A 25,780-nucleotide genomic window follows, 5' to 3' on the forward strand; every position below is an offset into this window, starting at 1 on the left:
GAGTGCTCGCCGACTTCACGAGTGCAGCCGCTCACGCCGTCCTGCGCGACGTCGAGCTGCTGGTCACCGGCTGGGGCTGCCGGCCGCTGGACGCGGCCGTGCTCGCCGGCGCGCCGCGGCTGCGGGCAGTCGTGCACACCGCCGGCTCGGTCCGCGCGCACGTCACCGAGGCGTGCTGGGACCGGGGGATCGCGGTGACGTCGGCCGCGGCGGCGAACGCCGTGCCGGTCGCCGAATACACCGTCGCGATGATCCTGCTTTCCGGCAAACGCGTCCTGGAACGAGCCCGGGACCATCGGACGGCCCGCCGCGGCGACGACCCGCTGGGCGTGCCGCCGCACCTGGGCAACTACGGCCGGACCGTCGGCATCCTGTCGGCGTCGATGATCGGCCGGCGGGTGATCGGCCTGCTGCGCCCGCACGACCTCCGCGTCCTCGTGCACGACCCCCACCTGACCGCGGCGGAGGCGGCGGAGCTGGGCGTGGAAGCGGTGAGCCTGGCCGAGCTGTTCGCCCGCGGCGACGTCGTCAGCGTGCACACCCCGCTGCTGCCGGAAACCCGGGGGCTGGTCGGGCGCGAGCTGATCGCGGCGATGCGGCCGGACGCCGTGCTGATCAACACCGCCCGCGGGGCGGTCCTCGACCAGGACGCGCTGGCCGAGGCGACCGAGGCCGGCCGAATCCGGGCGATCCTCGACGTCACCGACCCGGAGGTCCTTCGACCGGACCATCCGCTGTGGACGGACGACAGCGTGCTGATCACCCCGCACCTGGCCGGTTCACAAGGCAACGAGCTGCGGCGGCTGGCCGAACTGGCCGTCACGGAGGTCACCCGCTGGGCGGCCGGGCAGCCGTTCGCCCACCCCGTCCGCCGCGAACGCCTGGGGATGATCGCGTGAAACTCCCCGACGAGGACCGCGTGCTGAGCCCGCATACCGGGTACACCCGGGACCACTGGGCCGCCGTGGCGGACAGCCTGCTGACGGCGGCGTGGCGCTGGGCGACCCCGGGCTGCGCCCGGCTCGACCTGCCCGGGCCGCCGTCGGGCAGCGGAGTCCGCTCGGACGGCCTGGAAGGGTTCGCCCGGACGTTCCTCGCCGCCGCCTTCCGGGTCGCCGGGGAGGACGGGAAGGACCCGCACGGCTGGCTCGAACGGTACGCCGGGGGACTCGACGCGGGCACCCGCACACCGGGCCGCGACGATGCGGAGTCGTGGCTGGTGATCGCCGACCGCAGTCAGCCGATGGTCGAATCGGCGTCGATCGCCCTCGGCCTGCGGCTGACCCGGCCGTGGCTGTGGGACCAGCTCGCGCCCGCCGTGCAGGACCGGGTAGAGGAGTGGCTGCGCGGCGCGCTGCGGCACCTCCCGGCGCCCAACAACTGGTACCTGTTCCCCTTCACCGTGGCCGGGTTCCTCGCCTCGGTGGGGCGCGCCGACGCCGAGACGTCGCGGGCCCGCGACCGGGCGCTGGAACTGCTGGAGGGCTGGTACCGCGGGGACGGCTGGTACGCCGACGGCGACGGCCGCGCCTTCGACCACTACAACGGCTGGGCACTGCACCTGTACCCGGTGCTGGATGCCCACCTTGCCGGTGAACCGAGCCACCACGGCCCGCGCCTGCGGGAGCACCTGGAGAGCTTCGGGCTGTGGTTCGGCGGGGACGGCGCACCGCTCCACTTCGGACGGTCGCTGACCTACCGCTTCGCGGCCGCGTCGGCCGTCGGCCTCGGCGCGGTGACGGGCGACACCCCGCTGCGGCCGGGTGTGTCGCGGCGGCTGATCAGCGGCGCACTGCGCTACTTCCTCGACCGCGGCGCCGTGGACGAGCACGGGCTGCTGAGCCTCGGCTGGCACGGACCCCACGCGCCGACCGTGCAGTACTACTCCGGACCGGGCTCGCCCTATTGGGCGTCGAAGGCGTTCGTGTGCCTGCTCGCGCCACCGAAGCATCCACTGTGGACGGCGACCGAGGAACCGGCGCCGAGCGAGACCGCCGACACGGTGCTGGCGCTGCCGACGATGGGCCTGCTGCTGCAGTCGACCCGCGACGACGGCGTCGTCCGGCTGCACAACCACGGCAGCGACGGCGTCCGGCCGCACGAGGCCGAGTCGGCGGCCGAGGACAACCCGCACTACGGCCGGTTCGCCTACTCGACCCGGACCGGGCCGACCGCGCGGGACAACCCGGCCGACAACCACTTCGCGGTCGTCGTCTCCGGCGTCCGCAGCGTCCGGCGCCGGATCCACCCGCTCGGCGCGGGCCAGGGCGACGGCTGGGCCTGGGCGGGGTCCTGGCACCGCCCGGTGTTCGGACGCGGCCCGGCGACGGTGCCCGGCCTGCGCGTCGAGAGCGTCACGGTCGCCCGCGGGCGTGACGAGCTGCGGGTGCACCGCGTGCTCGGCGCCCCGCCCGGCGCCCGCGTCGAGCAGACGGGTTGGGCGGGTGAATCCATCCTCCGGCCGTTGGCGGGCTGGACGGGCCAGGACGAGGTGCGCGCGCCGAACGGCACCGCCTTCGTCCCGTGGGTGTCGCTTCCGCGGCTGAGCGGGGAGGTCCACGGCACGGCGGTCTTCGTCGCGTTGGCCGTACTGGGCACCGAGGCGGGCAGCCCGGCCGCCTCGGTCGCCGGCGAGGGGGTCGGGATCGGGTGGCCGGACGGGTTCGCGGTGCGGATCCGGTTCGGGCCGCTCCGGGTGGAAGGCGCGTTCGAACACCGAGGGAACCGGCCAGGCTCCGGGAGCGCGGACAGCCGGATGAACCGGTATTCGACACGGAGGTCGTGAAGTGCTGAAGAGGAAAACCCGGCTTGCCTTGAGCTTCCTGTCCCTGGCCGTCGCGCTGGTGTCCACCGGGGCGCCGGCGGCAGCCGCCCCGGTACCGCGGGCGGCCGCCACGATCCAGAACGACGTGTTCTGGAAGGACACCTCGGGGAACCCGATCTACTCCCAGGGCGGGGGTGTGCTGAAGGTCGGTGGTACGTACTACTGGTACGGAGCCAAGTACAACGGCGCGGTCAGCTACTACAACAACCCGGGCGGCGGCAAGAACGGCGACACGTCGCTGAGCGCGATCACCATCTACTCGTCGACCGACCTGGCGAACTGGAAGTTCGAAGGCAACGCGCTGACCGGCAGTGACCTCGGCGGCGGCTGGGTCGGCCGGATCGGCGTCGCGCGCAACCCGAACACCGGCAAGTACGTGCTGGTGTCGCAGCTCGACAGCGGATTGGTGTTCGCCACGAGCAGCACCCCCAATGGCCGGTTCACCAAGGCCGGGACGCAGTCGAGCATCGCGGGTGTCTCCACCGGCATGTCCGGTGACCAGTCGGTGTTCACCGACGACGACGGCAAGGCGTACCTGATCTACAGCAACAAGAGCGGCCGTTCGCACCTGTACGTCTCGGCGTTGCGTACCTCGGACTTCCTGCAGGTGGAGGCGGCCAAGAACGTCTACAACAGCTCGGCGGGCGGCCGTGAAGGCAACATCATGTTCAAGTACAACGGGACGTACTACTTCTGTTCCTCGGACCTGCACGGCTGGAACGCGTCCCACACGTACTGCATCAGCGCGAAGAACATCATGGGCCCGTACTCCGGGGAGTTCGTGCTGCAGGGCACGGACGCGGACTTCTCGCACGTGACGCAGACCGGCCTGGCCTTCACGGTGACCGGTTCGTCCGGCTCGTTCGTGATGTTCGGCGGTGACCGGTGGAGCGACTTCGCCGGCAACGGCATCGGCTACAACCAGTGGCTGCCGGTCACCTTCACCGGGACCACGCCGGTGTTCCACTCGCTGAACCAGTGGACGGTCGACGCGGCCGCGGGGACGTGGTCGGTGGGACGCGGCAACAACTACGTGCTGAACCCGAGCGCGGAGGCCGACCGGGTGGCGCAGAACGACCTCGCCGGCTGGACCACGACCGGGGGCGCGGTGAACAGCAACAAGCAGGGTGGCCACAGTGGACGGTGGGCGTTCGCGCAGAGCTCGTCATCGGCTTACAACGCTTCGCGGTTCCAGAACATCTCGGTGCCGAACGGGACCTACACGCTGTCGGCGTGGGTGAAGAGCAGTGGCGGGCAGAAGAAGGCGACCATCTTCGCGAAGAACTTCGGTGGGAGTGAGCTGAGCTCGTCGATCAGCCAGTCGCTCGGGAGCTGGACGAAGGTCAGCGTCTCCGGCATCACCGTGACGAACGGGTCGATCGAGGTGGGGGTGTTCTCCGACGCGAACGCAGGCAACTGGGTGAACGTCGACGACTTCAGCCTGGTGCAGAACGGCTGATCCCCGGGAACGCCCGGCGGGCGGCTCACCCGCCGGGCGCTCCCTTCCTGCTGCGTGAGGAGTGGCACGTGTTCCGATCCTTGCCCGGATTGCCGGCGGCCTCGCTGCTGGCCGCCTCCGCTGGTTCTGGCGCTGGTCACGCACGGCACCGGTCCACCCTGGTGGCGCAGGCCCGGGTGGTCGTCGAGGCGATCGTCGAACTCGACCGCGAGGTATCGGTCGATTCCATGCGGGCGCATCAGCACGCCGTGGGCGCTCGCCGCACGCAGGGGGAAGCAGCGGCGTGCGGCGGGCGGAGCGAGTCAGGTGATCATGCCATCGGCCGGTCCGCGGTGGACTCCCCACCAAGATCACTTCGCTGGCGGCGGCCACGGACGGCTCCTGTCGGAGGTCTCGACTGGCGGTAACGTCAACGACTGGACCATGTTCACCCAGGTCATGGCAGGGCCTCGAGATCCGCCGGCTGGGGCCCGCCTGCCGGGCCGGGTGTTGGCGGACAAGGGCTACTCCGGTCGCGTCATCACCACCCGATTCGACAAGACCGCCACCTCCTGCCAAGGCATGATCGACCTCGCCACACCTGCTTCTCCAGCTTTGAAGGCAAGCCCTGGGCGACGCCGCGCGGGGTGCCAGACATCGTGACGTCGCCTGACGTTCTACGAAGCACGTGGGGGGTTGGCCGTCACTCCGCCATTCCGGTGATTCACCACTGGCAAACAGCATTCAACATCTTGTCCGTTTGACTATGCGGAAGAGTGTTGACTTCGCATGGTGGAAAGGTAACGTTTCGCCCGTCGAAGAACGGGGTGGTTCACGATGTCGCAAATGACGCCCGAGCACGAGCGCTCGCTAAGCCGTCGCACTTTCCTGGGCGCCGGGGCCGCCTTGCTGAGCACGCTCGCCCTGCCGGCCACGCTCTCGTCGCTGGCTTGCCCGGCCGCGGCCGCCACGCGGGCCCTGACGCCTCCGCCCAACGGGTTCCCCGAGTGGAACAACAACATCGGGATCTTCGACATCGGCAGCGAACCGCCGCACACCACCCTCATGCCGTACGCCGACCTCGGTCAGGCGCTGGACGGCGACCGCACTCGCTCGCCGTTCCGGCAGAGCCTGGACGGGGACTGGAAGTTCCGGCACGCCGACCGGCCCGACGCGCGGGACCCGGAGTTCTACCGCGAAAATGTCGACGACAGTTCCTGGGCCACCATTCCGGTCCCGTCCAACTGGCAGCTGCACGGCTACGACTTCCCGATCTACGTCAACATCACCTACCCCTGGTGGGGCGCCAACGGGCAGAACGAGAACGCGCAGCCGCCGTTCGCGCCGACGAAGTTCAACCCGGTCGGCCAGTACCGGCGGACCTTCCAGGTCCCTGCCGGGTGGGCGGGCCGGCGCACGTTCCTGCACTTCGCCGGCGTGAAGTCGGCGTTCTACGTCTGGGTCAACGGCACGCTGCTCGGGTACCGGGAGGACTCGCGGACGCCGGGGGAGTTCGACATCACCGACCACCTGCGGCCCGGGACCAACCAGCTCGCCGTGGAGGTCTACCGCTTCCCGGACGGCGACTGGCTGGAAGACCAGGACATGATCCGGCTGGCCGGCATCTTCCGGTCCGTCCACCTGTTCTCCACCCCGGTCGTGCACCTGCGCGACTTCCGCCTCGAGCCGCGGCTGCGCGACGGCTACACGAACGCCGACCTCGCCGTCACCGCGAGCGTCCGCAACTACGGCGGCGCGGACGACCGGGGCTACACCGTGGAAACCCAGCTGTTCGACGCCTCCCGGCGACCGGTGTGGGCGCAGCCGCTGCGGCAGCAGGTCGCGCTCGGCTCGGCGCCCGCCGGGCAGGACGTCACCGTGCAGGCGACCCGGGGCGTGCGCGCGCCGGCCCTCTGGTCGGCGGAACACCCGAACCTCTACACCGCGGTGCTCGTCCTGCGCGATCCGTCCGGGAAGGTCATCGAAACGCTCTCCGCCCGCGTCGGGTTCCGGGAGTTCGCGCTCACCGGCGGGCTGATGCGGATCAACGGGCAGCCGGTCAGCCTGCGCGGCACCAACCGGCACGAAGAGCACCCGGCCCGGGGCGGCGCGCTCACCCGCGCCGACCTCGTCGAGGACATCCGGCTGATCAAGCGGCTCAACATCAACGCCGTCCGGACGTCGCACTACCCCAACGACCCGGCCTGGTACGAGCTGGCCGACGAGTACGGGATCTACCTCGTGGACGAGGCGAACCTGGAGACCCACGGCGTCCGTGACCGCTACCCGGCTTCGAACCCGGACTGGACGGACGCGGTGCTGGCCCGGGCCAAGGCGATGGTGCACCGCGACAAGAACCACCCGAGCGTCGTCATCTGGTCGCTCGGCAACGAGGCGGGCTCGGGCAGCAACTTCACCGCGATGTACGACTGGATCCGTTCGTACGACGCGACGCGCGTCATCCAGTACGAGGGTGACGACCGGCCGGGGATCAGCGACATCCGCTCGCAGATGTATCCGACGCCGGTCGCGCTGGAGAAGCGTGCGCTCGACACGTCCGACACCCGGCCGTACGTCATGATCGAGTACGCGCACTCGATGGGGAACTCCACCGGGAACTTCAAGCAGTTCTGGGATGTCATCCGGGCCCATCCGGTGCTGCAGGGCGGGTTCATCTGGGACTTCGTGGACCAGGGGCTGTACTGGCCGACCCCGAAGCGCAAGCTGCTCACCGAGACCGGGCCCGCCGCCCTGGTCGCGGAACTCGCGCCGGCGGCCACGTTCGACCCCGGGCACGGCCTGGCCGGCGGCGCGGTCTTCCCGCCGGCGCGGAGCGCCGACCTGACGGGTTCGCTGACGCTCGAAGCCCGGGTCACCGCCACCGCGGTCGGCGGCCACCAGCCGATCATCGCCAAGGGCGACCACCAGTACTCGCTCAAGCAGAGCGAGAACAACCTCGAGTTCTTCGTGTACGCCGGCACCTGGATTTCGGCCACCGCACCCCTGCCCGCGGACTGGGTGGGGCAGGAGCACCACGTCGCCGGCGTCCTCGACCACGACGCGAAGACGTTGACGCTCTACCTCGACGGCAAGGCCGTGGCGCACACGGACACCGACCGCGTCCCGGACAGCACCACCGCCCAGCTCGCGCTCGGCACCGACTCCGAGAACCCCGAGCGCGTGTTCGGCGGGCACATCCGGGTCGCCCGGGTGTACGCGCGGGCGCTCACCGCCGCCGAGCTCGCCGCCGATCGCGACCCGCACGACCCGGCCGTCCGGTTCTGGTTCGACGCCGCGACCGCCGGCTACGCCGAAAAGCAGCCGGCCGAGCGGACCTACCTTTCCTACGGCGGCGACTGGGGCGACAACCCCAACGACGGCAACTTCTGCGCCAACGGCATCGTCACCGCCGACCGCCGGATCAGCGGGAAGGCCGTCGAGGTCAAGCAGGTCTACCAGGCGATCAACGTCTCCGCGGGCGCCGGCTTGGCGGCCGGCCGGGTGACGATCACCAACGAAAACCTGTTCACCAACGTGGATTCGTACGACGGCGCCTGGGCACTGGTCAACGACGGCGAGGTGGTGCAGCGCGGGCGGCTCACCGGCGCGCAGCTCGACGTGCCGCCGCGATCGAGCCGGACGATCACGGTGCCGGTGCGCCGGCCTCCCCGCCCGGCGGGGGAGTACTTCCTCCAGTTCTCCTTCACCACCAGGACACCCACGATCTGGGCCGAACGCGGGTTCGAGGTGGCGAAGCAGCAGCTGCCGGTGGACTTCGGCAGCCCCGCCGTCGCGCAGGTGCCGCTCGCCCGGGTACCGGCGGCCACCGCGCACGACACGGGGCGGAGCGTCGAGATCGCGGGCGCGGGGTTCACCGTGTCGATCGCCAAGGACACCGGGCTGATCACGTCCTACGAGGCCCGTGGCGTCCGGCTGCTGACGTCCGGGCCGGTGCCGAACTTCTGGCGCGCACCGACCGACAACGACATCGGCAACGGCCAGCCGAGCCGCAACGCGACCTGGCGGTACGCGGGCGCCGACCGGCACGTCACCGACGTCTCGGTCCAAGCCGGCCGAGCGGTGGTCGTGACGGTCGGCGGCACCCTGCCGACCTCGGTCGTCTCCACCTACACCACCACCTACACGGTGTTCGGCAACGGTGAGATCAAAGTGGACCAGACCGTGCACCCCGGCTCGCCCGACCTGCCGTACCTGCCCGAAGTCGGGACGATCCTGTTCCTGCCGGGCGAGTTCGACACGATCGCCTACTACGGCCGCGGGCCCGAGGAGAACCACTGGGACCGCAACACGGGTTCGGACGTGGGCGTGTACTCCTCGACGGTCGCCGGGCAGTGGACGGGCTACATCCGTCCCCAGGAGAACGGCAACAAGACCGACGTGCGGTGGATCGCGCTGACCGACAAGCGCGGGACCGGGCTCCTCGCGAGCGGGGAGCCGCTGCTGGAGGTCAACGCGTCGCACTTCACCCCGGAGGACCTGTCGAGCGGGGCGCTGCACGACTACCAGCTCACGCCGCGCCGGGAGGTCGTGCTCCGGCTGAACCACCGCCAGATGGGCGTCGGCGGCGACGACAGCTGGGGCGCGCACACCCACGACGAGTACAAGCTGTTCGCCGACCGGGACTACCACTACACCTACCGGCTGCGCCCGCTCCTGCGCGGGGACCGGCCCATGGAGCTGTCCCGGAGGCCGACCGCCTCATCGTGAGCGGCGGGGTGCAGGGTCAGGTCGTCCACGGCCAGGACGTCGGCCGTCACCCCAAGGGCCGCTCGCCCCTGTTCGAAGAACGCGGTGATGGCGGGGGCGTCACCGAGGTCGGCGACCGTGCGGGCGGCGCCGAAGGGCGCGTTCCAGAAGTCACCCGTCCGTGGGACGAACGGGCCGACGTAGGCGTAGGGCTCGCGGAGGTGGCCGTCGCCGGGGGAGACGCCGTAGTTGACGTCGTCGAGGGTGATGGCGACGTCGAAGTGCTCGGGCCACAGGATCGGGACGGAGCCGGGCGCGAAGTCGCGGAGGGCGCGGTCGCCGTCGGCGAAGGCCTGGAGGAGTGCTTCGAGCGCGCCGGCGGCGAAGACGATCGTCTCGTCCGGCCGGAGGCCGGGCCCGCCGGCGTAGACGTCCGCGGGGGCGCCGGCCTCGATCCCCGCCTCCGCGGCCACGTCGGCGTAGGTGCGCCCGCCGAGGCGCACCCGGCTGGATTCGGTCAGCAGTTCGGCACCCCGGACGCGCAGTGCGGGCGCGACGGCCGTCGCGAAGCCGCCGTCGGCCACCGACAGGTCGATGCGGCCGGTCGCGCGGTGCTGCGGGCCGGCGAGCAGCAGCTCGGCCACTCCGTGCAGGGACCGCCTGGTGGGTTCCCAGTCCATTCGAACTCCTCGTGTAACGCCCGGGCGGGTTCCGGGCACTGAGCGCCGTCATCGCAGTGTGCCGAGTCCTGGCCACAGGACGCCAACTCACCGCCCCGGAAAACCGATTCGCCCCGAAGGAGCCTGACCCATGCCGGACTACGACGACCTGCGCGCCCTGTTCATCAACGGCACCCTGAAGCGCTCGCCGGACCCCAGCAACACCGACGGCCTGATCGACGTCAGCCGCGGGATCATGGAGAAGAACGGCGTCCGGGTCGAGGTGCTGCGCGCGATCGACCACGACATCGCCACCGGGGTCTGGCCGGACATGACCGAGCACGGCTGGGCCACCGACGCGTGGCCGGGCATCTACGAAAAGGTGATGGCGGCCGACATCCTCGTGCTCGCCGGGCCGATCTGGCTGGGCGACAACAGTTCCGTCATGAAGCAGGTCATCGAGCGTCTCTACGCGTGTTCGCACCTGCTCAACGACGCGGGACAGTACGCCTACTACGGCCGGGTCGGTGGCTGCCTGATCACCGGCAACGAAGACGGCGTCAAGCACTGCGCCATGAACGTCCTCTACAGCCTGCAGCACCTCGGCTACACCATCCCGCCGCAGGCCGACGCCGGCTGGATCGGCGAGGCGGGCCCGGGACCGTCCTACCTGGACCCCGGGTCCGGCGGCCCGGAGAACGACTTCACCAACCGCAACACCACGTTCATGACGTGGAACCTGCTGCACCTGGCCCGCATGCTCAAGGACGCCGGCGGCATCCCGGCGCACGGCAACCAGCGCAGCGAATGGGACGCCGGCTGCCGCTTCGACTTCACCAACCCCGAATACCGCTGAGCCATGCCCGGCGTCGGCTTCGTGAACCTGTTCGCGGTCGCGGCGATCGCCCTCGTCGCGCCGCTGCTGCTCGGGCTCGCGCCGAAGCTGCGCGTGCCGGCCGTGGTGCTGGAGATCGTGGCCGGCATCGCGCTCGGGCCGTCCGGGCTCGGCTGGATCACCCCGGACCTGCCGGTGCGGATCGTCGCGCTGCTCGGGCTGGCGTTCCTGCTCTTCCTGGCCGGGCTGGAGATCGACGTCCACCGGCTGCGCGGCCGGGCCCTGCGGGTGGCGCTGCTGGGCTACGTCCTGACGCTGGCGCTCGGGCTCGCGGCCGGCGCGGGGTTCGCCGCCGCGGGCTGGGTGCAGAGCCCGTTGCTGGTGGCGGTGGCGCTGTCGGCGACGTCGCTCGGCCTGGTCGTGCCGGTGCTCAAGGACGCCGGGCAGGCCGAGGGCGGGCTCGGGCAGGCGGTCATCGCCGCCTGCTCGGTGGCCGACTTCGCGGCCGTGCTGCTGGTGTCGCTGCTGTTCTCGGCGGCCGGCGGCAGCACGGGCGCCCGGCTCGTGCTGCTCGCCGCGTTCGCGGGCCTGGTCGTGGTGACGGCCGTCGTGGTCGCGCTGGCCGGCCGGTCGCGCCGGCTCGGCGCGACGCTCGTCCGCCTGCAGGACACGACGGCCGAGATCCGGGTTCGCGCCGCGGTGGTGCTGCTCGTCGCGTTCGTCGCGCTGGCCGAAACTTTCGGGCTGGAAAGCATTCTCGGCGCGTTCCTCGCGGGCGCGGTCGCCGGCCTGCTCGACCGCGACTCGGCGTCGCACCCGCGGTTCCGGGTCAAGCTCGACGCGATCGGGTACGGCTTCCTGGTCCCGGTCTTCTTCGTCACCAGCGGCCTGCGGCTCGACCTGTCCGGGCTGCTCGCCGACACGGCCGCGCTCGCCCGCGTGCCGCTCTTCCTGGCCGCGTTGCTGTTCGCCCGCGGAGTTCCGGCGCTGCTGTTCGCGCGGGAGTTCGGTGTCCGGCAGTCGACCGCGGCCGGCCTGCTGCAGGCGACGTCGCTGCCGTTCCTGGTGACCGCCACCCAGATCGGGGTCCTCACCGGACTGATGACTCCCGTGACCGCGGCCGCGCTCGTGTGCGCCGGGCTGCTGTCGGTGCTGCTGTTCCCGGCCGGCGCGCTGTCGCTGCTGCGGTCGCGGGACCGGGCGGCCGTAAGATGACTGTCACCTGTTTCGCCGGTTCCGGCGCTTATATTCGTCCGGTGAGCCCGCTGCCGCCGGACACCGAACTCGTCGCCGCGCTGCGCGGCGGGGACGACGCCACCTTCGCCGCCGTCCTCGACGCGTGGTCGGCACCGATGCTGCGGCTGGCCCGCTCGTTCGTGTCCACCCACGCCTCCGCCGAGGAAGTCGTCCAGGACACGTGGCTCGCGGTGGTCAAGAGCCTCGACGCGTTCGAAGGCCGTTCGGCGTTGAAGACCTGGGTGTACCGGATCCTGGTCAACACCGCCAAGAAACGCGGCGCCGCCGAGCACCGCAGCATTCCCTGGGCCAGCTTGGCGCCCGACGGCGAGGACCACGGCCCCACCGTCGACCCGGCCCGGTTCCGCGGCCCCGGCGACCGCTACCCGGGTGGGTGGCGCGAGTTCCCCGCCGCGTGGCCGTCCCCGGAAGGAACCGCGCTGGCGCTGGAAGTCCGGCAGGTGATCGCCGGCGCGCTCGACGAGCTGCCCGCCCGGCAGCGCGCCGTCATCAGCCTCCGCGACGTCGCCGACCACAGCGCCGACGAAGTCTGCGAGCTGCTCGAGATCACGGCGGCCAACCAGCGGGTGCTCCTGCACCGCGCGCGGGCCGCGGTGCGCGAACGGCTCGCGGCATACCTGGGCGCCGAGGGGGAACCGGCATGACGTGCGAAGAGTTCGTCGAACTCGTCACCGCCTTCCTCGACGGAGCCCTCGACCCGGAGACCGAAGCCCGTTTCGTCGAACACCTGGCGCTGTGCGAGGGCTGCGAAACCTACCTCGGCCAGTTCCGCACCACGATCGCGGAACTCGGCGCGCTGCCGGCCGAGACGCTGTCGCCCGACGTCCGAGACACCGTACTCGAAGCTTTCCGTGATTGGCACGCCCGATGAGCACACCACAACCGTCCTCAATGGACTCCGCCGCCGACCGCGTCCTGCCCGCGACCCGGGTGCTCGCCCTCGTGATCGTGCCGTTCCTCGTGGCGGCCTTCGTCATCTGCTACCTGATGCCGACGCGGACGCGGGAACTGTTCGCCTGGGGGATCAAGCCGCCGCTGACGGCGATGCTGCTGGCGGCGGTCTACATCGGAGGAGCGTTCTTCTTCGTCCGCGTGGCGACGGCGAGGCGGTGGTCGGAGGTCGCGCTCGGGTTCCCGCCGGTGGCGCTGTTCGCGTCGCTGCTGGGCGTCACGACGGTGCTGCACTGGGACCGGTTCACCCACGGCCACATCTCGTTCGTCGCGTGGGCCGCGCTGTACTTCGCCGCCCCCGTCTTCGTGGTCGCGATCGCCGCGACGAACACCCGCACGGCCCGCCGCGCGGTGGTGGCGCCGGATCCCCGGCTGGCGCCGGCCGTCCGGATCGTGCTGGGCGTGACCGGCCTGGCCGAGCTGCTCGTGGCGGCCGGCTTGTTCGTCCGGCCGGACCAGGTGGGCGGCCTGTGGCCGTGGGCGGTCACCCCGCTGACCGCACGCACCCTGGCGGCGGTGTACGCCCTCGGCCTGGCCAACGTGCTCGTCGCGGCGGACGGCCGGGCGTCGCGGGTACGCCTCCAGCTCGAGGTGCAGGCGGTCATGCTGACCCTGGTCGCGATCGCGGCCCTCGTCCGGCGCGGAGACTTCGCCGCGGGCCCGCCCGGCGCTTACGCCTTCGCCGCGATCGTGGCCGCGGAACTGGCGGTGGTCACCGGCGGGCTGGCCGGCCTGTCCCGGGGCAAGCCGGCCACGCGCGGGCGCACGGCTCTGAACGCCCCCTAAGTCGCGCTGCCACCCAGGTGGCGATCGTCGCCGGCGAAGCGCCGCTCGAGGTGGGCGAGGGTCCGGTTGCACCGCGTGATCGTGCCGGGGTCGATGTCGTCGAGCAGGTCCGCCAGCAGTTCCGACCAGGCGCCGCGGAGGACTTCGAGGTTGGTCCTGGCCAGCTCGGTGGGGTGGACGGTGACGGTGCGGCCTTGGCCGGCGCGGGTCAGCATGCCCTTGGCTTCGAGGCCGCGGAGGGCGGTGCTGACGTTCGTGCGCTGCAGCCCGGTGCGCTCCGCGATCCGGCTCGGGGCGCACCCGGGGTGCAGGTCGACGATGCGCATGACCTGGCGTTCGGTGGCGGTGAGCGGCACGACGTCCGGCTCGGCCGGGGTGCGCAGGCGGATCAGCCGCGCGACGTTGAGCACCAGGTCGGCCAGGTCGGCGTACGGATCCGGAGGCTGGGGGAGCGGCACCCCTTTACGCTACCTCATAGTTATGTGACGATAATTATGTATCGATAGCCTTTCGCTCGTCCAGGGGGTGCCGACGCCGATGAACCGAGACGATGGGGTCCTGCGTGCGGGGCCGGCCGGTTTCGCGGAGCTCGCCGCGGTGCTCGCCGACGCCGTCCGCGACGTCGGGGCCTGGATGTCGGAGTACGGCGGCTACGACCCGCACCCCTCCCAGGACGTGCCGCTCGAGCGGTTCCGGGAGGCGACGGCGGAGCTGCACCGGCGCCTGCGGGACAACTACCCGTTCTTCCACCCCCGCTACGCCGGGCAGATGCTCAAGCCGCCCCACCCGGCGGCCGTCGCCGGCTACCTGAGCGCGATGCTGATCAACCCGAACAACCACGCCCTCGACGGCGGTCCCGCCACCGCGGCCATGGAGAAGGAGGTGGTCGCGGACCTGGCGGCGATGTTCGGCCTGCCCCAGCACCTGGGGCACCTGACCAGCAGCGGGACGATCGCGAACCTGGAAGCGCTGTTCGTCGCCCGCCAGACGCACCCGGGCAAGGCGATCGCGCACAGCGCCGACGCCCACTACACCCACGGCCGGATGAGCCACCTGCTCGGCGTCGAGGCTGTTCCGGTGGCCACCACCGCCGCCGGGACCCTCGATCCGAACGTGCTCGAGGACCTGCTGCGCACCGGACGCATCGGCACGGTGGTCGCGACCACCGGGACGACCGGCCTCGGGGCCGTCGATCCCGTCGGCGAGATCGTCGCCCTCGCCCGCCGGTACGGGGTCCGGGTGCACGTGGACGCGGCCTACGGCGGGTTCTTCCGGCTCATCGCCGACGACTCCGCCGACGGCGTGCGCTCGGCGCCGTTCCGCGCCATCGCCGACGCCGATTCGGTGGTCATCGACCCGCACAAGCACGGGCTGCAGCCCTACGGCTGCGGTGCCGTGCTCTTCCGCGACCCGTCGGTCGCCCGCCATTACCTGCACGACTCGCCGTACACCTACTTCACGTCCGACGAGCTGCACCTCGGTGAGATCTCCCTGGAATGTTCCCGGGCCGGCGCCGCGGCCGCGGCGCTCTGGCTGACGTCGCGGGTCCTGCCCCTGACCCCGGACGGGCTCGGCGCGGTGCTCCGGCCCGGGCGGCGCGCCGCGCTCGCCTGGGCCGACCTGATCGGCGGCAGTGCCGAGCTGGCGGTGTTCCAGCCGCCGCAGCTCGACATCGTCAGCTACTTCCCCGCCCGCGACACGCTCTCCGAGATCGACCGCGTCAGCGCCCATGTGCTCGAGGCCGGGATGCGTCGCTCCCCGGAGGAGGCGTTGTTCGTCGCGACGTACACCGTCACCGGCGCCGACCTCGCCCGCCGGGGCCACGCCGTGCACGACGACATCCCTCGCGGCCGGATCCTGCGCAGCGTCCTGATGAAGCCGGAGAGCGAATCGCACGTCCCTGGCCTGCACCGGGAAATCGCCCGGCTGAGCGCCGTGACGGACGTGCGGCCGGCGGCACCGAGGCCGGCGCGGTAACCGCCGGTCCGCGCACCGGCCGCCGAACAGCCACCCTTGGCTGCTCAGACGGCGAACACCTGCGAGTCGTCGGCGAACGCCTTGAATTCCAGGGCGTTGCCGGCCGGGTCGAGCAGGAACATCGTCCACTGCTCGCCGGTCTCGCCCGCGAAGGGCACGTAGGGCTCGATGACGAATTCGGTGCCCGCGGCGCGCAGCCGCTCGGCGAGCCGGTGGAAGGCGTCGATGGTCAGGACGAGCCCGAAGTGCGGTACGGGGACGTCGTGGCCGTCGACCGGGTTGTGGATCCGTCCGGTGCGGGCCGGGGCGAGGTGGGTGACGAACTGGTGGCCGTGCAGGTTCCAGTCCACCCAGGTGTCGGCGCTGCGGCCCTGGGGCAGGCCGAGCGTCTCGCCGTAGAAGCGGCGGGCCGCCGCCAGGTCGTCGACCGGGACGGCGAGGTGGAAGCGGGGGATGGGGGAGTCGAGAACGGTCATGCCGGAGTTCCTTCCGTGCGGTGCGGGTGCCGGCACCGGGTGCCGATCGCGCGGTGTCTGAATTGTCCGCCGAGGACCTGGCGGCGCGGCAGGTCCCCCGGTCCGCCGGACTCGCCCGGAGGCCGCGCCGGCGCCGTCGGCGCGGTCCACATCGGACGGATCACCCGCGCGAGTCGCGAGGGGTGGTGGGCAGCAGCGCCTTCACGTGCTGCCACGCCTTTTCGGCGGTGAGCGTGGGGTCGCCCGTCAGCAGGGCCACGCTCAGCCCGTCGATGAGGGCGAACACCCGCTGCGTGAGCGTTTCGACGTCGTCGGTCAGGTCGCCGACGATCCGGGCGATCGCCGCTCGCCAGGCGGCGTCGTACTCGAGCTGGGCCTCGCGCAGGGCGGGCTCGTGCATCACCCGTGGCCACAGCTCGATCCAGAGCAGCCAGCGGGGGTCGCCGGCGGCTCGGGGGAAGTTGAGCTCGCACAGGCTGTGCAGCCGCTCCTCGGCCGAGCCGCCGGACTCCAGCACGCGTGCCAGCTGCTCGATCAGCTCGTCCTCGCTCCAGCGCAGCAGTTCGAGGAGCAGGCCGTTCTTGCTGCCGAAGTAGTAGGAGAGGTGACCGGCGCTGGTGTCGAGGCGGCGCCCGAGCTCGGAGAGGCTCAGGTCGGCCAGGCCGCGCTCGGCGAGCAGCGCCCACGCCTCCTGGATGACCCGCTCCCGCGGGTGCTCGAGCCGGCGGTGCCGCCGGGACTTGTCGTGGGCCACCTCTTGACTCTAGCGACGGCGTGACGGATAGTGACGCGAGGCGCGGCTTTGAAAGCCTTTCAAACCGAGGAGGACCGGTGAATCGGCTCGACGGCATCGATCCCGAGCTGCGGGCACCGTTGGCAGAGCTCTACGAGAAATTCCCCGGCGGGTTGTACGCCATTGAAGATCTGGCGGAGCGCAGGCGCACCGATGCCCTGCTCGCGGCCGAGACGCTCGAGGCGGTCAAGGCCACCCAGACGTGCTCCACAGAGGACGTGCGGGTGCCCGGCGCCGACGTGCCGGTACGCGTCTACCGGCCCAGGCGGTTCCGGCCGGCCGCGCCCGCCGTGTTCTTCATCCACGGCGGCGGGATGTACCTCGGCGACCTCGACTACGAGCACGCGACGGCGGTGAAGATCTGCGAGGAGCTCGGGGTGCTCGTCGTCTCCACCGGCTACCGCAAGGCGCCCGAACACCCGCACCCGGCCCAGGTCGACGACTGCTACGCGGCCCTCGGCTGGATGAGCGGCAACGCGACGTCGCTGGGCTTCGACCCGGGACGGCTGGCGATCTTCGGCGGGAGCGCGGGCGGCAACCTGGCCCTGGCCACCGCCCTCAAGGCGAGGGACCTCGGGGGACCCGCACTCCGCTATGCCGTGGCTCTCTATCCCATGGTCGACCACCGGAACACCGCGAGCGCCGCACACCAGGCCGGGCCGTGGGACCGGAGGGCCAACGCCGAGGCGTGGGAGTGGTTCCTCGCCGGGCAGGAGCCCGACGGATACGCCGCTCCGCTGCACGCGGAGGACCTGGCCGGTTTGCCGCCGACGTTCGTCGACGTGGGAACCGCCGATCTGTTCCGGGACGAGAACCTGGTGCTGGCCCAACGGCTTCTCGCCGCGGGCGTCTCCACCGAGCTGCACGTCTATCCCGGCGTCTACCACGCCGCGGAGTACTACGCACCCGACGCGGAAGTGGCGCGTCACATGTGGACGGTCCGGTTCCGGGCGCTTCGCCGCGCACTCGGCATTCAGCACCAAGAGGAGCAGCTGTGACGACATCGTGGCGGATGCCCGCGGAAACCGAACCGCAAGCGCGGGTGTGGATGGCGTTTCCCCCGGGCGGCTCCTACCTCTCCGGCAGTCCCGAAAGCGCCGGCCGGGCCCGGACCGCCTGGGCCCGGGTCGCGCACACGATCGCCGAGTTCGAGCCCGTCACCATGGTCGTCGATCCGGCCGACACCGAAGCGGCCCGAAGGTACCTCGGCGAGGACAAGGCCGAGATCGTCGAGGCGCCGTTGGACGACGCGTGGATGCGGGACATCGGCCCCACCTTCGTGGTCGACGAGTCCGGACAGCTCGGGGCGATCGACTGGGTCTTCAACGGCTGGGGTGCGCAGTCCTGGGCGAGCTGGGGCAAGGACGAACGCATCGGAGCGTTCGTGGCGGAGCGCGCCGGCGCCAAGCCGGAGGTCTCGCGGATGGTCAACGAAGGCGGCGGGATCCACGTCGACGGCCTCGGGACCGTGCTCGTGACCGAGACGGTGCAGCTCGACCCGGGGCGGAACCCGGGGTGGACGAAGGCGGACGTCGAGGCGGAACTGGCTCGCACGATCGGCGCCGGACACGTCATCTGGCTGCCGCGCGGGCTGTACCGCGACTCGTTGCGGCTGGGCACCCGCGGGCACGTCGACATGACCGTCACGATTCCCTCGCCCGGCGTCCTCCTCGTGCACGTCCAGGAGGAACCGATGCATCCGGACTACGCGATCAGCCGCGAGATCCTGGACGCCGTCCGCGGCACGCGCGACGCCACCGGCCGTCCCTGGGAGATCGTCGAAGTCCCCGCGCCCCGGATCGTCCGCGACAGCTTCGACTGGGTCGACTACAGCTACCTCAACCACCTCGTCGTCAACGGCGGCGTGATCGGGTGCGCGTTCGACGACCCGAACGACCGGCAGGCCGAGGAGATCCTCGAGGCGGCGTACCCCGGTCGGGACGTCGTGATGGTCCCGGCGAAGGACGTGTTCGCCGGCGGTGGCGGCATTCACTGCATCACCCAGCAGGAACCGGCGACCGGAGGACGGGGATGACGATCGGAACGGATTTCTTCGACGCCGTCACCCTTCCCGCGCCCCGCGTCGACGAAGCGTGGGCCCGAAGGGTGGCGCACGAGTCGTTCGGCGTGGACGCCGTCGCGCACCGGCTGGGCAGCAACCAGGACGCCAACTTCCTCCTGCGGACGCCGGCCGGGCACCCGATGGCGGTGCTCAAGGTGTCGAACCCGGCTTTCGGCGCCGCCGAGGTCTCGGACCAGGACGCCGCGGCCGACCGGATCGCCGCCGCCTGCCCGCGGCTGAGGGTCGCCCAAGTGCTCCGCGCGGACGACGGGGCCGTCCGGCGAGCGACGGTCGAGACTCCGGACGGCCCGGCGGTGGCCCGGCTGATCCGGTTCCTGGACGGCGGAACCCTGTTCGGCAAGGGGTACCTCGATCCGCGAAGCGTGGCCCGGCTGGGCGAGGTGGCCGGCCAGGTCGACCTGGCGCTCGCCGGGCTCGCCGGCGACGGGCCCGACCGCGTCCTGCAGTGGGATCCGCGGTACGCCGACCGGGCGGTGGCCGCGCTGGGCTCGTCGCTGCCCCCGGCTCGGCGTGCCGAGATCGAAAGCGCTGCTGCGTACGCCTGGGACCTCCTCACACCGCTCGTCCCCGACCTGCCCGTTCAGGTCGTGCACCTGGACCTCACCGACGACAACACCGTGCTGGGCGCGGACGGTCTCGTCGACGGGGTGATCGACTTCAGCGACCTGACCAGGACGTGGACGATCAGCGAGCTGGCCATCGCGATCTCCTCGATCCTGCACCACCCCGGCGCCGAGCCGGCCGACGTCCTGCCCGCGGTGCGCGCCTACCACTCCCTACGCCCGCTGTCCGACGCCGAAATCGCGGCGATCTGGCCACTCGTGGTGCTGCGTGGCGCGGTCCTGGTCGCCAGCGGCTGCCACCAGGTGGCCGTCGACGGTGACAACGCCTATGCGGAGACGCGCCTGGTCAGGGAGTGGCGGATCGCGGACCAGGCTCTTTCCGTCCCGCCCGGGGTGATGACCGCGCTGATCCGCGACGCACTGGGATCGAGCGCGGGCGGCGTTTCCGTCCCGGACGGCGTCCTGCTCGGCCTCCCGGACGCGGTGGTGCTGGACCTGTCCCCGCAATCGTCCCTTTTGGACGATGGCGCGTGGGAGAACGCGGACATCGCGCAGACGCTGGCCGCGGACCGGCTGGCGGCCGGGCATCGAGCCGTGGTGACGAAGTTCGGCGAGGCCCGCCTTGCCGGAAGCCGAGCGCTCGTCCAGGAATCGCCGGCTTCGGTCGCGACCGGGATCGACCTCTGGACCGCCGGCTCCGAGGAACTCACGGCACCGTGGGACTGCGAAGTGTCGTCCACCGGTTCCGGCATCGTGCTGCGTGCAAACGACATCGAGCTGGCGGTGCCCGGAGTCGACGCGCGCGCCGAGGGAGCCGTGGTCGCCGGCACGGTCGTGGCGACGACGGTGCCGCGCGGCCGGACCCGGATCACGGCGGGCCATCGCGCCGGGAGCGTCCCCGAAGGCGTGGCCCCGAAATACGCACCGGGCTGGCTGGCCACGCTCGCCGACCCCGCTCCGCTGCTCGGGCTGCCCGCGACGGGCAGCGTCACCGATTCCGTGCTGGCGCGACGAGAACGTGCCCTGGCCGAAGTCCAGGAGCACTACTACCGCGAGCCGCCCCGGATCGAACGCGGCTGGCGCCACTTCCTCGTCACCGAGGACGGACGTCCGCTGCTGGACATGATCAACAACGTCGCGGTGGCCGGTCACTCCCACCCCCGGATCGCCAGGACCGCGGAACGCCAGCTGCGGCTGCTGAACACGAACTCCCGGTTCAACTACGAGGCGATCGCGGAGTTCGGCGCCCGGCTCGCCGACCTCGCGCCCGATCCGCTGGACACCGTCTTCCTGGTGAACTCCGGTTCGGAGGCGGCCGACCTGGCGATCCGGCTCGCGCTCGTGGCCACCGGCCGGTCCGACGTGGTCGCGATGAGCGAGGCTTACCACGGGTGGACCTACGCCTCCGACGCGGTCTCGACCTCCGTCGCCGACAACCCGAACGCGTTGGACAGCCGGCCGGACTGGGTGCACACCGTCCCCGCGCCCAACCCGTACCGGGGCCGGCACCGAGGCGCCGACGCCCACCGGTACGGACCCGAGGCGGCCGCGATCATCGACGAGCTGGCCGCGTCCGGACGGCCGCCGGCCGGCTTCATCGGCGAGTCCTACTACGGCAACGCGGGCGGCATGCCGCTGCCCGAGGGGTATCTCGCCGCCGTGTACTCCGCGGTGCGCCGCCACGGCGGCCTGGCGATCGCCGACGAGATCCAGGTCGGCTACGGCCGGCTCGGGCACTGGTTCTGGGGCTTCGAGCAGCAGGAGGTCGTTCCCGACATCATCGCCGTCGCGAAGGCGGTGGGCAACGGCGTTCCCGTGGCCGCCGTCATCACCAGCCGCGCGGTGGCCGCGAAGTACCGCGATGGCGGTTATTTCTTCTCCTCGACCGGAGGGAGCCCGCTGTCCTCACGCGTCGGCCTGTGCGTCCTCGACATCATCCGGGACGAAGGCCTGCAGGGAAACGCCCGTGATGTCGGTGGCCACCTCAAGGCGCGGCTCGAGGAACTGGCGCAGCGCCACGAAATCATCGGCGCCGTCCACGGCTCCGGCCTTTACCTGGGCGTGGAGCTGGTGCGCGACCGGAGCACGCTCGAACCCGCGGCGAGCGAGACGGCGGCGATCTGCGACCGGATGCTCGACCTGGGGGTCGTGATCCAGCCGACGAGCGACCGGATGAACGTGCTCAAGGTGAAGCCGCCGCTGTGCCTCGACCGGTCCGCGGCCGACTTCTTCGCCGACACCCTCGACCGGGTGCTGTCGGAAGGATGGTGATCGGCCGTGCGGCTCACACCGGGCGAACGGGACCGGCTGCTGATCTTCACCACGGCCGAGCTGGCGCGGCGCCGGCTGGCCCGGGGGCTGCGGCTCAACGTCCCGGAGGCCACCGCGCTGATCGCCGACACGGTCTGTGAAGCCGCCCGCGACGGACGCCGGCTCCACGAGGCGATCGCGGCGGGCCGGGCCGCGCTCGGTCCGGAAAACGTGCTTCCCGGCGTGCCGGAGGTCGTGGGCGAGGTGAAGGTCGAAGCGGTGTTCGACGACGGCACGAGGCTGGTCGTCGTGACCGACCCGATCGGTGCGACGGCCGGCCCCGCGCCCGGAGCGATCGAGCCCGGACCCGAGCCACTGGCGGAGTGGCCGGGGGCGGTGACCGTCTTCGTCACCAACACCTCGACGGTGCCCATCAGCGTCACCTCGCACTTCCACTTCTTCGAGGCCAACCCGAGGCTGCGGTTCGACCGTGCCGCGGCCTACGGCACGAGACTGGCGATCCCGGCCGGCTCCTCGATCCGGTTCGGCCCCGGCGAGCGCAAAGCCGTGGACCTCACGCCGATGGGCGGAGACCGCGTCGCCATCGGCTTCGCCGGTCTCGTCGACGGTCCGCTGGACGCGCCGGGTGCGAAGGAAGAGGCGCTGCGCCGCGCCATCGCCTGCGGTTACCGACACGAGGAAACGACATGAGCTTCACACCGAGCGACTACGTCGCTTCTTACGGGCCCCGCAAGGGCGACCGGGTCCGGCTGGGGGACACCGGCCTCGTCGTCGAAGTCGAGGCCGACGCGAGCAAGGCCGGCGAGGAGTTCGTCGTCGGCTTCGGGAAGACCGCCCGCGACGGGCTGCACATCCTGGCCGCGACCGCCCGGCAGACCTGCGACCTGGTCATCAGCAACGTCCTGCTGATCGACGCCGTCCAAGGCGTCCGCAAGGCGTCGATCGGGATCCGCGACGGACGCATCGCCGGTATCGGCCGGGCCGGCAACCCGAACACCCTCGAAGGCGTCGACGTCGTCGTCGGCAGCGGAACGACGATCATCGCGGGTGAGGGCCTGATCGCCACCGCCGGGGCGATCGACACCCACGTCCACCTGCTGTCGCCCCGGGTCGTCGAGGCCGAGCTCGCCTCCGGCGTCACGACGGTGATCAGCCAGGAGTTCGGGCCGGTGTGGGGGCCGGGAATCAGTACGCCGTGGGCGCTGCGGCACGCGTTCACCGCCTTCGACGCGTGGCCGATCAACATCGGCTTCCTCGGCCGGGGCTCGGTTTCCGCGCAGGAGCCACTGGTGGAGGCCCTCGTCGAGGGCGGCGTGTGCGGGTTCAAGGTCCACGAGGACATCGGCGCGCACACTCGTGCGCTCGACTCCGCGCTCACCGCGGCCGAGGAGTACGACGTCCAGGTGGCGCTGCACACCGACGGGCTCAACGAGTGCCTCTCGGTCGAGGACACCCTGGCCGTGCTCGAAGGGCGGACCATCCACGCCTTCCACGTCGAGGGGTGCGGCGGCGGGCACGTCCCCAACGTCATGCGGCTGGCCGGAGAGCGCAACATCATCGCGTCTTCGACGAACCCGACGCTCCCCTTCGGCCGCGACGCGGTCGACGAGCACTTCCACATGATCATGGACGCCCACGACCTGAAGGCCGACCTGCCCGGGGACGCGCTGATGGCCCGGGAACGGATCCGGGCGAGCACCATGGGCGCCGAGGACGTGCTGCACGACCTGGGCATCATCGCCATCACGTCGTCCGACGCGCAGGGGATGGGCCGGGCGGGCGAAACGTTCCGGCGCACCTTCGCCATGGCCGCCAAGATGAAGACCGAGCGCGGTGCGGCCGATCTGCGCCACGACAACGACCGGGCCAGGCGCTACATCGCCAAGCTCACGATCAACCCGGCGATCGCGCACGGCATGGCGCACGAGATCGGGTCCCTGGAGGCGGGAAAGCTGGCCGACATCGTGCTGTGGCGCCCGGACCACTTCGGGGCGAAACCGGAGCTGGTCCTCAAGGCCGGCTTCCCCGCGTACGGCGTCACGGGCGACCCGAACGCGAGCATCGACAGCTCGCAGCCCCTGGTGATCGGCCCCCAGCTGGGCGGGCACGGTCCCACGCCCGCCGACCTGTCGGTCGCGTTCGTCAGCCAAGCGGCCGCGGAGGCCGGTTCCGTGCCCACTCGCCGACGTCGTGTCGGCGTGCGCGGAACCCGCGGGATCGGACCGGCGGACATGATCCACAACGACCGGACCGCGGAAGTCCGTGTGGAGCACCGGACGGGGCTCGTCACCGTCGACGGCGAGCCCGTCTCCTCCGCGCCGGCGGACTCGGTCGCGTTGTCCCGCTTGTACTTCCTCTAGAAGGCGCAAGTTTCTTCCGGTGATTTCGGGGTGTTCGCCGCCGGCGTTTCTGCGACCGTCGAGTGGTCACGATGGTCAGTAGATCGATCGATGGGTGAACTCGCATGAACGCTGTCGAACTGTCGGCGAACCGGCACTCCGCTGCCGGGGATCGGACCCTGCCCGCCCTGGAGATGATCGCGCCCGTGGTGCCCGCGATGTGCGCCGGGGACATCGCCGTCACCGCCGCGGCGGTGACGTTGGAGCGCGGCCGGGTCGCCTTGGAAGCCGTGCGCCGGGCGGGTCTTTTCCGCATCGCCGGCCACGATGTCGGCTTCATCGGCGGGCACGGTCTGCCGGGCTCGGCCGGGATGCGGGAAATGTCCGCCGGCGAGCTGATCGACAGGCTGGCGTCGTAGTTCAGCCGGATTCGGCGATCCGCCCGAGAAACGCGCGGGTGCGCTCGTGCCCGGGGTCCGTCATGAGCTCGTCCGGCGGCCCTTCCTCGACGATGACGCCCTGGTCGACCATGACGAGCCGGTCGGCGGCCGACCGGGCGAAACCCATCTCGTGCGTGACGACGATCATCGTCATGCCGTCCGCGACCAGGTCCTTCATCACCGCGAGCACCTCGCCGACCATCTCCGGGTCCAGCGCGCTGGTCGGTTCGTCGAACAGCATCAGCTCCGGCTTCATGGCGAGCGCGCGGGCGATGGCGACGCGCTGCTGCTGACCGCCGGACAACGCCGACGGCCGCGCGGTCGCCTTGCCGGCGAGACCGACCCGCGCCAGCAGGTCGCGGGCCTGCTCCCGGGCCGCCGCCTTCGGCGCCCCGAGGACCTTCACCGGGCCGACGGCCACGTTGTCCAGCGCGGTCAGGTGGGGGAAGAGGTTGAAGCGCTGGAAGACGAAGCCGATGTTGCGGCGGCGTTCCGCGACGACCTTCGGGCGTTCCTCCACCGGACGGCCCGGGCCCGGCCGGTAGCCGACCGGGGAGCCGTGCACGAGGATCGTCCCCTCGTCGATGCGCTCCAGGTGGTTGAGGCACCTGAGGAACGTCGTCTTGCCCGAGCCGGACGGCCCGATCATGACGACGACTTCGCGGGGCCGGACGTCCATCGAGATGCCGTTGAGGACCGCCGAGTCGCCGAAGCGCTTGACCACTCCTCGCGCCGACATCACCGCCGACGGGTCGGCGTTCGTGCGCGGGTCCATCTCAGTTCGCTCCCTTGCCGGCGAGGGTGTCCCGGTCCCGGCCGAAGCCGGAACCGGTGAGGCGCGTCCGCAGCGACGGCGTCGCGACGACGTGGCCGGGATCGGCGAGCTTCCGTTCGATGAACCGCTGGACGAAGGACCAGATCGTGGTCAGGGCGAGGTAGTAGCACGCGGCCACGAGGAAGATCTCGAAGGTCTTGAACGTCGCCGAGTTGATCGACTGGGCGGTCAGGAACATCTCCTGCAGGCCGATGACCGACAGCAGCGACGTGGACTTCATCATCAGGTTGAACTCGTTGCCCAGCGGCGGAACGACGATGCGCAGCGCCTGCGGCAGCAGGATCACCCGCATCGTCGTCGCCGGCGTCATGCCCAGCGCCTGTGCCGCTTCCGCCTGCCCGCGGTCGATCGCGTCGAGCGCGGCCCGGAAGATCTCGGCCATGTAGGCACCCTCGTTCGCGGCCAGCGTCAGGATGGCCGCCTGCACGACACCGAGGAGGACGAACCCGCCTAGGGCGTGTCTCCTAATTGCGGGATGCGGTGCGGGTGACCATGATCGCGGCGGCGAGGAGGATTCCGCCGAGGAAGGTGAGGGCGTACTTGTCG

The 25,780-nt window shown here is 71.5% G+C and carries 22 protein-coding genes and 1 pseudogene; 17 read left to right on the forward strand and 6 right to left on the reverse strand.

Annotated elements, in window-relative coordinates:
- From AB0G28_RS45605 to AB0G28_RS45625, 5 genes and pseudogenes are all read left to right on the forward strand, one after another.
- A partial coding sequence (locus AB0G28_RS45605; RefSeq protein WP_361104581.1) for a hydroxyacid dehydrogenase occupies nt 1–899 on the forward strand: 899 nt, incomplete at its 5' end.
- On the forward strand, nt 896–2,785 hold the full coding sequence (locus AB0G28_RS45610; RefSeq protein WP_361104584.1) for a DUF2264 domain-containing protein: 1,890 nt from the start codon (nt 896–898) through the stop codon (nt 2,783–2,785). The genes AB0G28_RS45605 and AB0G28_RS45610, both read left to right, overlap by 4 nt.
- Before the next feature lies 1 nt (nt 2,786).
- The gene (locus tag AB0G28_RS45615) at nt 2,787–4,283 is read left to right on the forward strand and encodes a family 43 glycosylhydrolase (protein WP_361104587.1); all 1,497 of its coding nucleotides are present in this window, start codon (nt 2,787–2,789) and stop codon (nt 4,281–4,283) included.
- A 212-nt stretch (nt 4,284–4,495) separates the two neighbouring features.
- Nucleotides 4,496–4,727: pseudogene (locus AB0G28_RS45620) on the forward strand (IS5/IS1182 family transposase); the annotation flags it as partial.
- A 381-nt stretch (nt 4,728–5,108) separates the two neighbouring features.
- Nucleotides 5,109–8,990, forward strand: coding sequence for a glycoside hydrolase family 2 TIM barrel-domain containing protein (locus AB0G28_RS45625; RefSeq protein WP_361104589.1), 3,882 nt, complete (start codon nt 5,109–5,111; stop codon nt 8,988–8,990).
- On the opposite strand, the gene AB0G28_RS45630 is transcribed toward AB0G28_RS45625, so the two are convergent.
- Complete coding sequence (locus AB0G28_RS45630) at nt 8,918–9,649, reverse strand: hypothetical protein (protein ID WP_361104592.1); 732 nt, start codon at nt 9,647–9,649, stop codon at nt 8,918–8,920. The genes AB0G28_RS45625 and AB0G28_RS45630 overlap by 73 nt on opposite strands.
- A gap of 130 nt (nt 9,650–9,779) precedes the next feature.
- On the opposite strand from AB0G28_RS45630, the gene AB0G28_RS45635 reads away from it, so the two are divergent.
- The 5 genes from AB0G28_RS45635 to AB0G28_RS45655 are packed head-to-tail and all read left to right on the forward strand — an operon-like array spanning nt 9,780 to nt 13,457.
- Nucleotides 9,780–10,484 (forward strand): flavodoxin family protein, encoded by a 705-nt coding sequence (locus AB0G28_RS45635; protein WP_361104595.1) that lies wholly within the window; start codon nt 9,780–9,782, stop codon nt 10,482–10,484.
- Between the two features lie 3 nt (nt 10,485–10,487).
- Nucleotides 10,488–11,678: a cation:proton antiporter gene (locus AB0G28_RS45640; protein WP_361104598.1), complete on the forward strand. Its 1,191-nt coding sequence runs from the start codon at nt 10,488–10,490 to the stop codon at nt 11,676–11,678.
- 41 nt (nt 11,679–11,719) lie between these two features.
- Entirely contained in the window at nt 11,720–12,364 is a 645-nt protein-coding gene (locus AB0G28_RS45645) for a sigma-70 family RNA polymerase sigma factor (RefSeq protein ID WP_361104601.1), read from the forward strand.
- Entirely contained in the window at nt 12,361–12,591 is a 231-nt protein-coding gene (locus AB0G28_RS45650) for a zf-HC2 domain-containing protein (RefSeq protein WP_361104604.1), read from the forward strand. Before AB0G28_RS45645 ends, AB0G28_RS45650 begins: the two co-directional genes overlap by 4 nt.
- A gap of 20 nt (nt 12,592–12,611) precedes the next feature.
- Nucleotides 12,612–13,457, forward strand: coding sequence for a hypothetical protein (locus AB0G28_RS45655; protein ID WP_361104607.1), 846 nt, complete (start codon nt 12,612–12,614; stop codon nt 13,455–13,457).
- Here AB0G28_RS45655 and AB0G28_RS45660 read toward each other — a convergent pair.
- Entirely contained in the window at nt 13,454–13,915 is a 462-nt protein-coding gene (locus AB0G28_RS45660) for a MarR family transcriptional regulator (protein ID WP_361104609.1), read from the reverse strand. The two genes, AB0G28_RS45655 and AB0G28_RS45660, sit on opposite strands and share 4 nt — an antisense overlap.
- Nucleotides 13,916–13,994: 79 nt before the next feature.
- On the opposite strand from AB0G28_RS45660, the gene AB0G28_RS45665 reads away from it, so the two are divergent.
- Nucleotides 13,995–15,434, forward strand: a complete 1,440-nt coding sequence (locus AB0G28_RS45665) for an aminotransferase class V-fold PLP-dependent enzyme (RefSeq protein WP_361104612.1) — start codon at nt 13,995–13,997, stop codon at nt 15,432–15,434.
- Between the two features lie 44 nt (nt 15,435–15,478).
- Here the strand turns inward: AB0G28_RS45665 and AB0G28_RS45670 are convergent, their stop codons facing one another.
- Together AB0G28_RS45670 and AB0G28_RS45675 are read right to left on the reverse strand one after the other, a co-directional pair.
- Nucleotides 15,479–15,910, reverse strand: a complete 432-nt coding sequence (locus tag AB0G28_RS45670; protein ID WP_361104614.1) for a VOC family protein — start codon at nt 15,908–15,910, stop codon at nt 15,479–15,481.
- Nucleotides 15,911–16,070: 160 nt separating this feature from the next.
- Nucleotides 16,071–16,664, reverse strand: a complete 594-nt coding sequence (locus tag AB0G28_RS45675) for a TetR/AcrR family transcriptional regulator (RefSeq protein WP_361104617.1) — start codon at nt 16,662–16,664, stop codon at nt 16,071–16,073.
- Nucleotides 16,665–16,741: 77 nt separating this feature from the next.
- Between AB0G28_RS45675 and AB0G28_RS45680 the strand changes: the two genes are divergently transcribed.
- The 6 genes from AB0G28_RS45680 (at nt 16,742) to AB0G28_RS45705 (ending at nt 24,378) form a co-directional block, all read left to right on the forward strand.
- Entirely contained in the window at nt 16,742–17,701 is a 960-nt protein-coding gene (locus AB0G28_RS45680; RefSeq protein ID WP_361104620.1) for an alpha/beta hydrolase, read from the forward strand.
- A complete protein-coding gene (locus AB0G28_RS45685; RefSeq protein WP_361104623.1) occupies nt 17,698–18,738 on the forward strand; it encodes an agmatine deiminase family protein in 1,041 nt (346 codons plus the stop codon). Before AB0G28_RS45680 ends, AB0G28_RS45685 begins: the two co-directional genes overlap by 4 nt.
- Nucleotides 18,735–21,620 (forward strand): aminotransferase, encoded by a 2,886-nt coding sequence (locus tag AB0G28_RS45690; RefSeq protein WP_361104626.1) that lies wholly within the window; start codon nt 18,735–18,737, stop codon nt 21,618–21,620. Before AB0G28_RS45685 ends, AB0G28_RS45690 begins: the two co-directional genes overlap by 4 nt.
- Before the next feature lie 6 nt (nt 21,621–21,626).
- The gene (gene ureA, locus AB0G28_RS45695; protein WP_361104628.1) at nt 21,627–22,310 is read left to right on the forward strand and encodes an urease subunit gamma; all 684 of its coding nucleotides are present in this window, start codon (nt 21,627–21,629) and stop codon (nt 22,308–22,310) included.
- Nucleotides 22,307–23,980 (forward strand): urease subunit alpha, encoded by a 1,674-nt coding sequence (locus AB0G28_RS45700; RefSeq protein ID WP_361104631.1) that lies wholly within the window; start codon nt 22,307–22,309, stop codon nt 23,978–23,980. Before ureA ends, AB0G28_RS45700 begins: the two co-directional genes overlap by 4 nt.
- Nucleotides 23,981–24,084: 104 nt before the next feature.
- Nucleotides 24,085–24,378, forward strand: coding sequence for a hypothetical protein (locus AB0G28_RS45705; RefSeq protein ID WP_361104634.1), 294 nt, complete (start codon nt 24,085–24,087; stop codon nt 24,376–24,378).
- Nucleotide 24,379: 1 nt separating this feature from the next.
- On the opposite strand, the gene AB0G28_RS45710 is transcribed toward AB0G28_RS45705, so the two are convergent.
- Nucleotides 24,380–25,174 carry an amino acid ABC transporter ATP-binding protein gene (locus AB0G28_RS45710; protein WP_361104637.1) on the reverse strand — a complete coding sequence of 265 codons (795 nt, stop codon included), beginning with the start codon at nt 25,172–25,174 and terminating at the stop codon, nt 24,380–24,382.
- Nucleotide 25,175: 1 nt separating this feature from the next.
- Complete coding sequence (locus AB0G28_RS45715) at nt 25,176–25,661, reverse strand: amino acid ABC transporter permease (RefSeq protein WP_361104640.1); 486 nt, start codon at nt 25,659–25,661, stop codon at nt 25,176–25,178.
- Between the last annotated feature and the right edge of the window lie 119 nt (nt 25,662–25,780).

It is taken from the genome of Amycolatopsis sp. NPDC021455 (assembly GCF_040640995.1).
GTDB lineage: Bacteria > Actinomycetota > Actinomycetes > Mycobacteriales > Pseudonocardiaceae > Amycolatopsis.

Bases quoted from the DNA above. Each gene is read 5' to 3' on its own strand.
- AB0G28_RS45625 (WP_361104589.1), top strand. From the start codon at position 5,109: ATGACGCCCGAGCACGAGCGCTCGCTAAGCCGTCGCACTTTCCTGGGC.
- AB0G28_RS45630 (WP_361104592.1), bottom strand. From the start codon at position 9,649: ATGGACTGGGAACCCACCAGGCGGTCCCTGCACGGAGTGGCCGAGCTG.
- AB0G28_RS45635 (WP_361104595.1), top strand. From the start codon at position 9,780: ATGCCGGACTACGACGACCTGCGCGCCCTGTTCATCAACGGCACCCTG.
- AB0G28_RS45640 (WP_361104598.1), top strand. From the start codon at position 10,488: ATGCCCGGCGTCGGCTTCGTGAACCTGTTCGCGGTCGCGGCGATCGCC.
- AB0G28_RS45650 (WP_361104604.1), top strand. From the start codon at position 12,361: ATGACGTGCGAAGAGTTCGTCGAACTCGTCACCGCCTTCCTCGACGGA.
- AB0G28_RS45655 (WP_361104607.1), top strand. From the start codon at position 12,612: ATGGACTCCGCCGCCGACCGCGTCCTGCCCGCGACCCGGGTGCTCGCC.
- AB0G28_RS45665 (WP_361104612.1), top strand. From the start codon at position 13,995: ATGAACCGAGACGATGGGGTCCTGCGTGCGGGGCCGGCCGGTTTCGCG.
- AB0G28_RS45670 (WP_361104614.1), bottom strand. From the start codon at position 15,910: ATGACCGTTCTCGACTCCCCCATCCCCCGCTTCCACCTCGCCGTCCCG.
- AB0G28_RS45690 (WP_361104626.1), top strand. From the start codon at position 18,735: ATGACGATCGGAACGGATTTCTTCGACGCCGTCACCCTTCCCGCGCCC.
- AB0G28_RS45700 (WP_361104631.1), top strand. From the start codon at position 22,307: ATGAGCTTCACACCGAGCGACTACGTCGCTTCTTACGGGCCCCGCAAG.
- AB0G28_RS45705 (WP_361104634.1), top strand. From the start codon at position 24,085: ATGAACGCTGTCGAACTGTCGGCGAACCGGCACTCCGCTGCCGGGGAT.
- AB0G28_RS45710 (WP_361104637.1), bottom strand. From the start codon at position 25,174: ATGGACCCGCGCACGAACGCCGACCCGTCGGCGGTGATGTCGGCGCGA.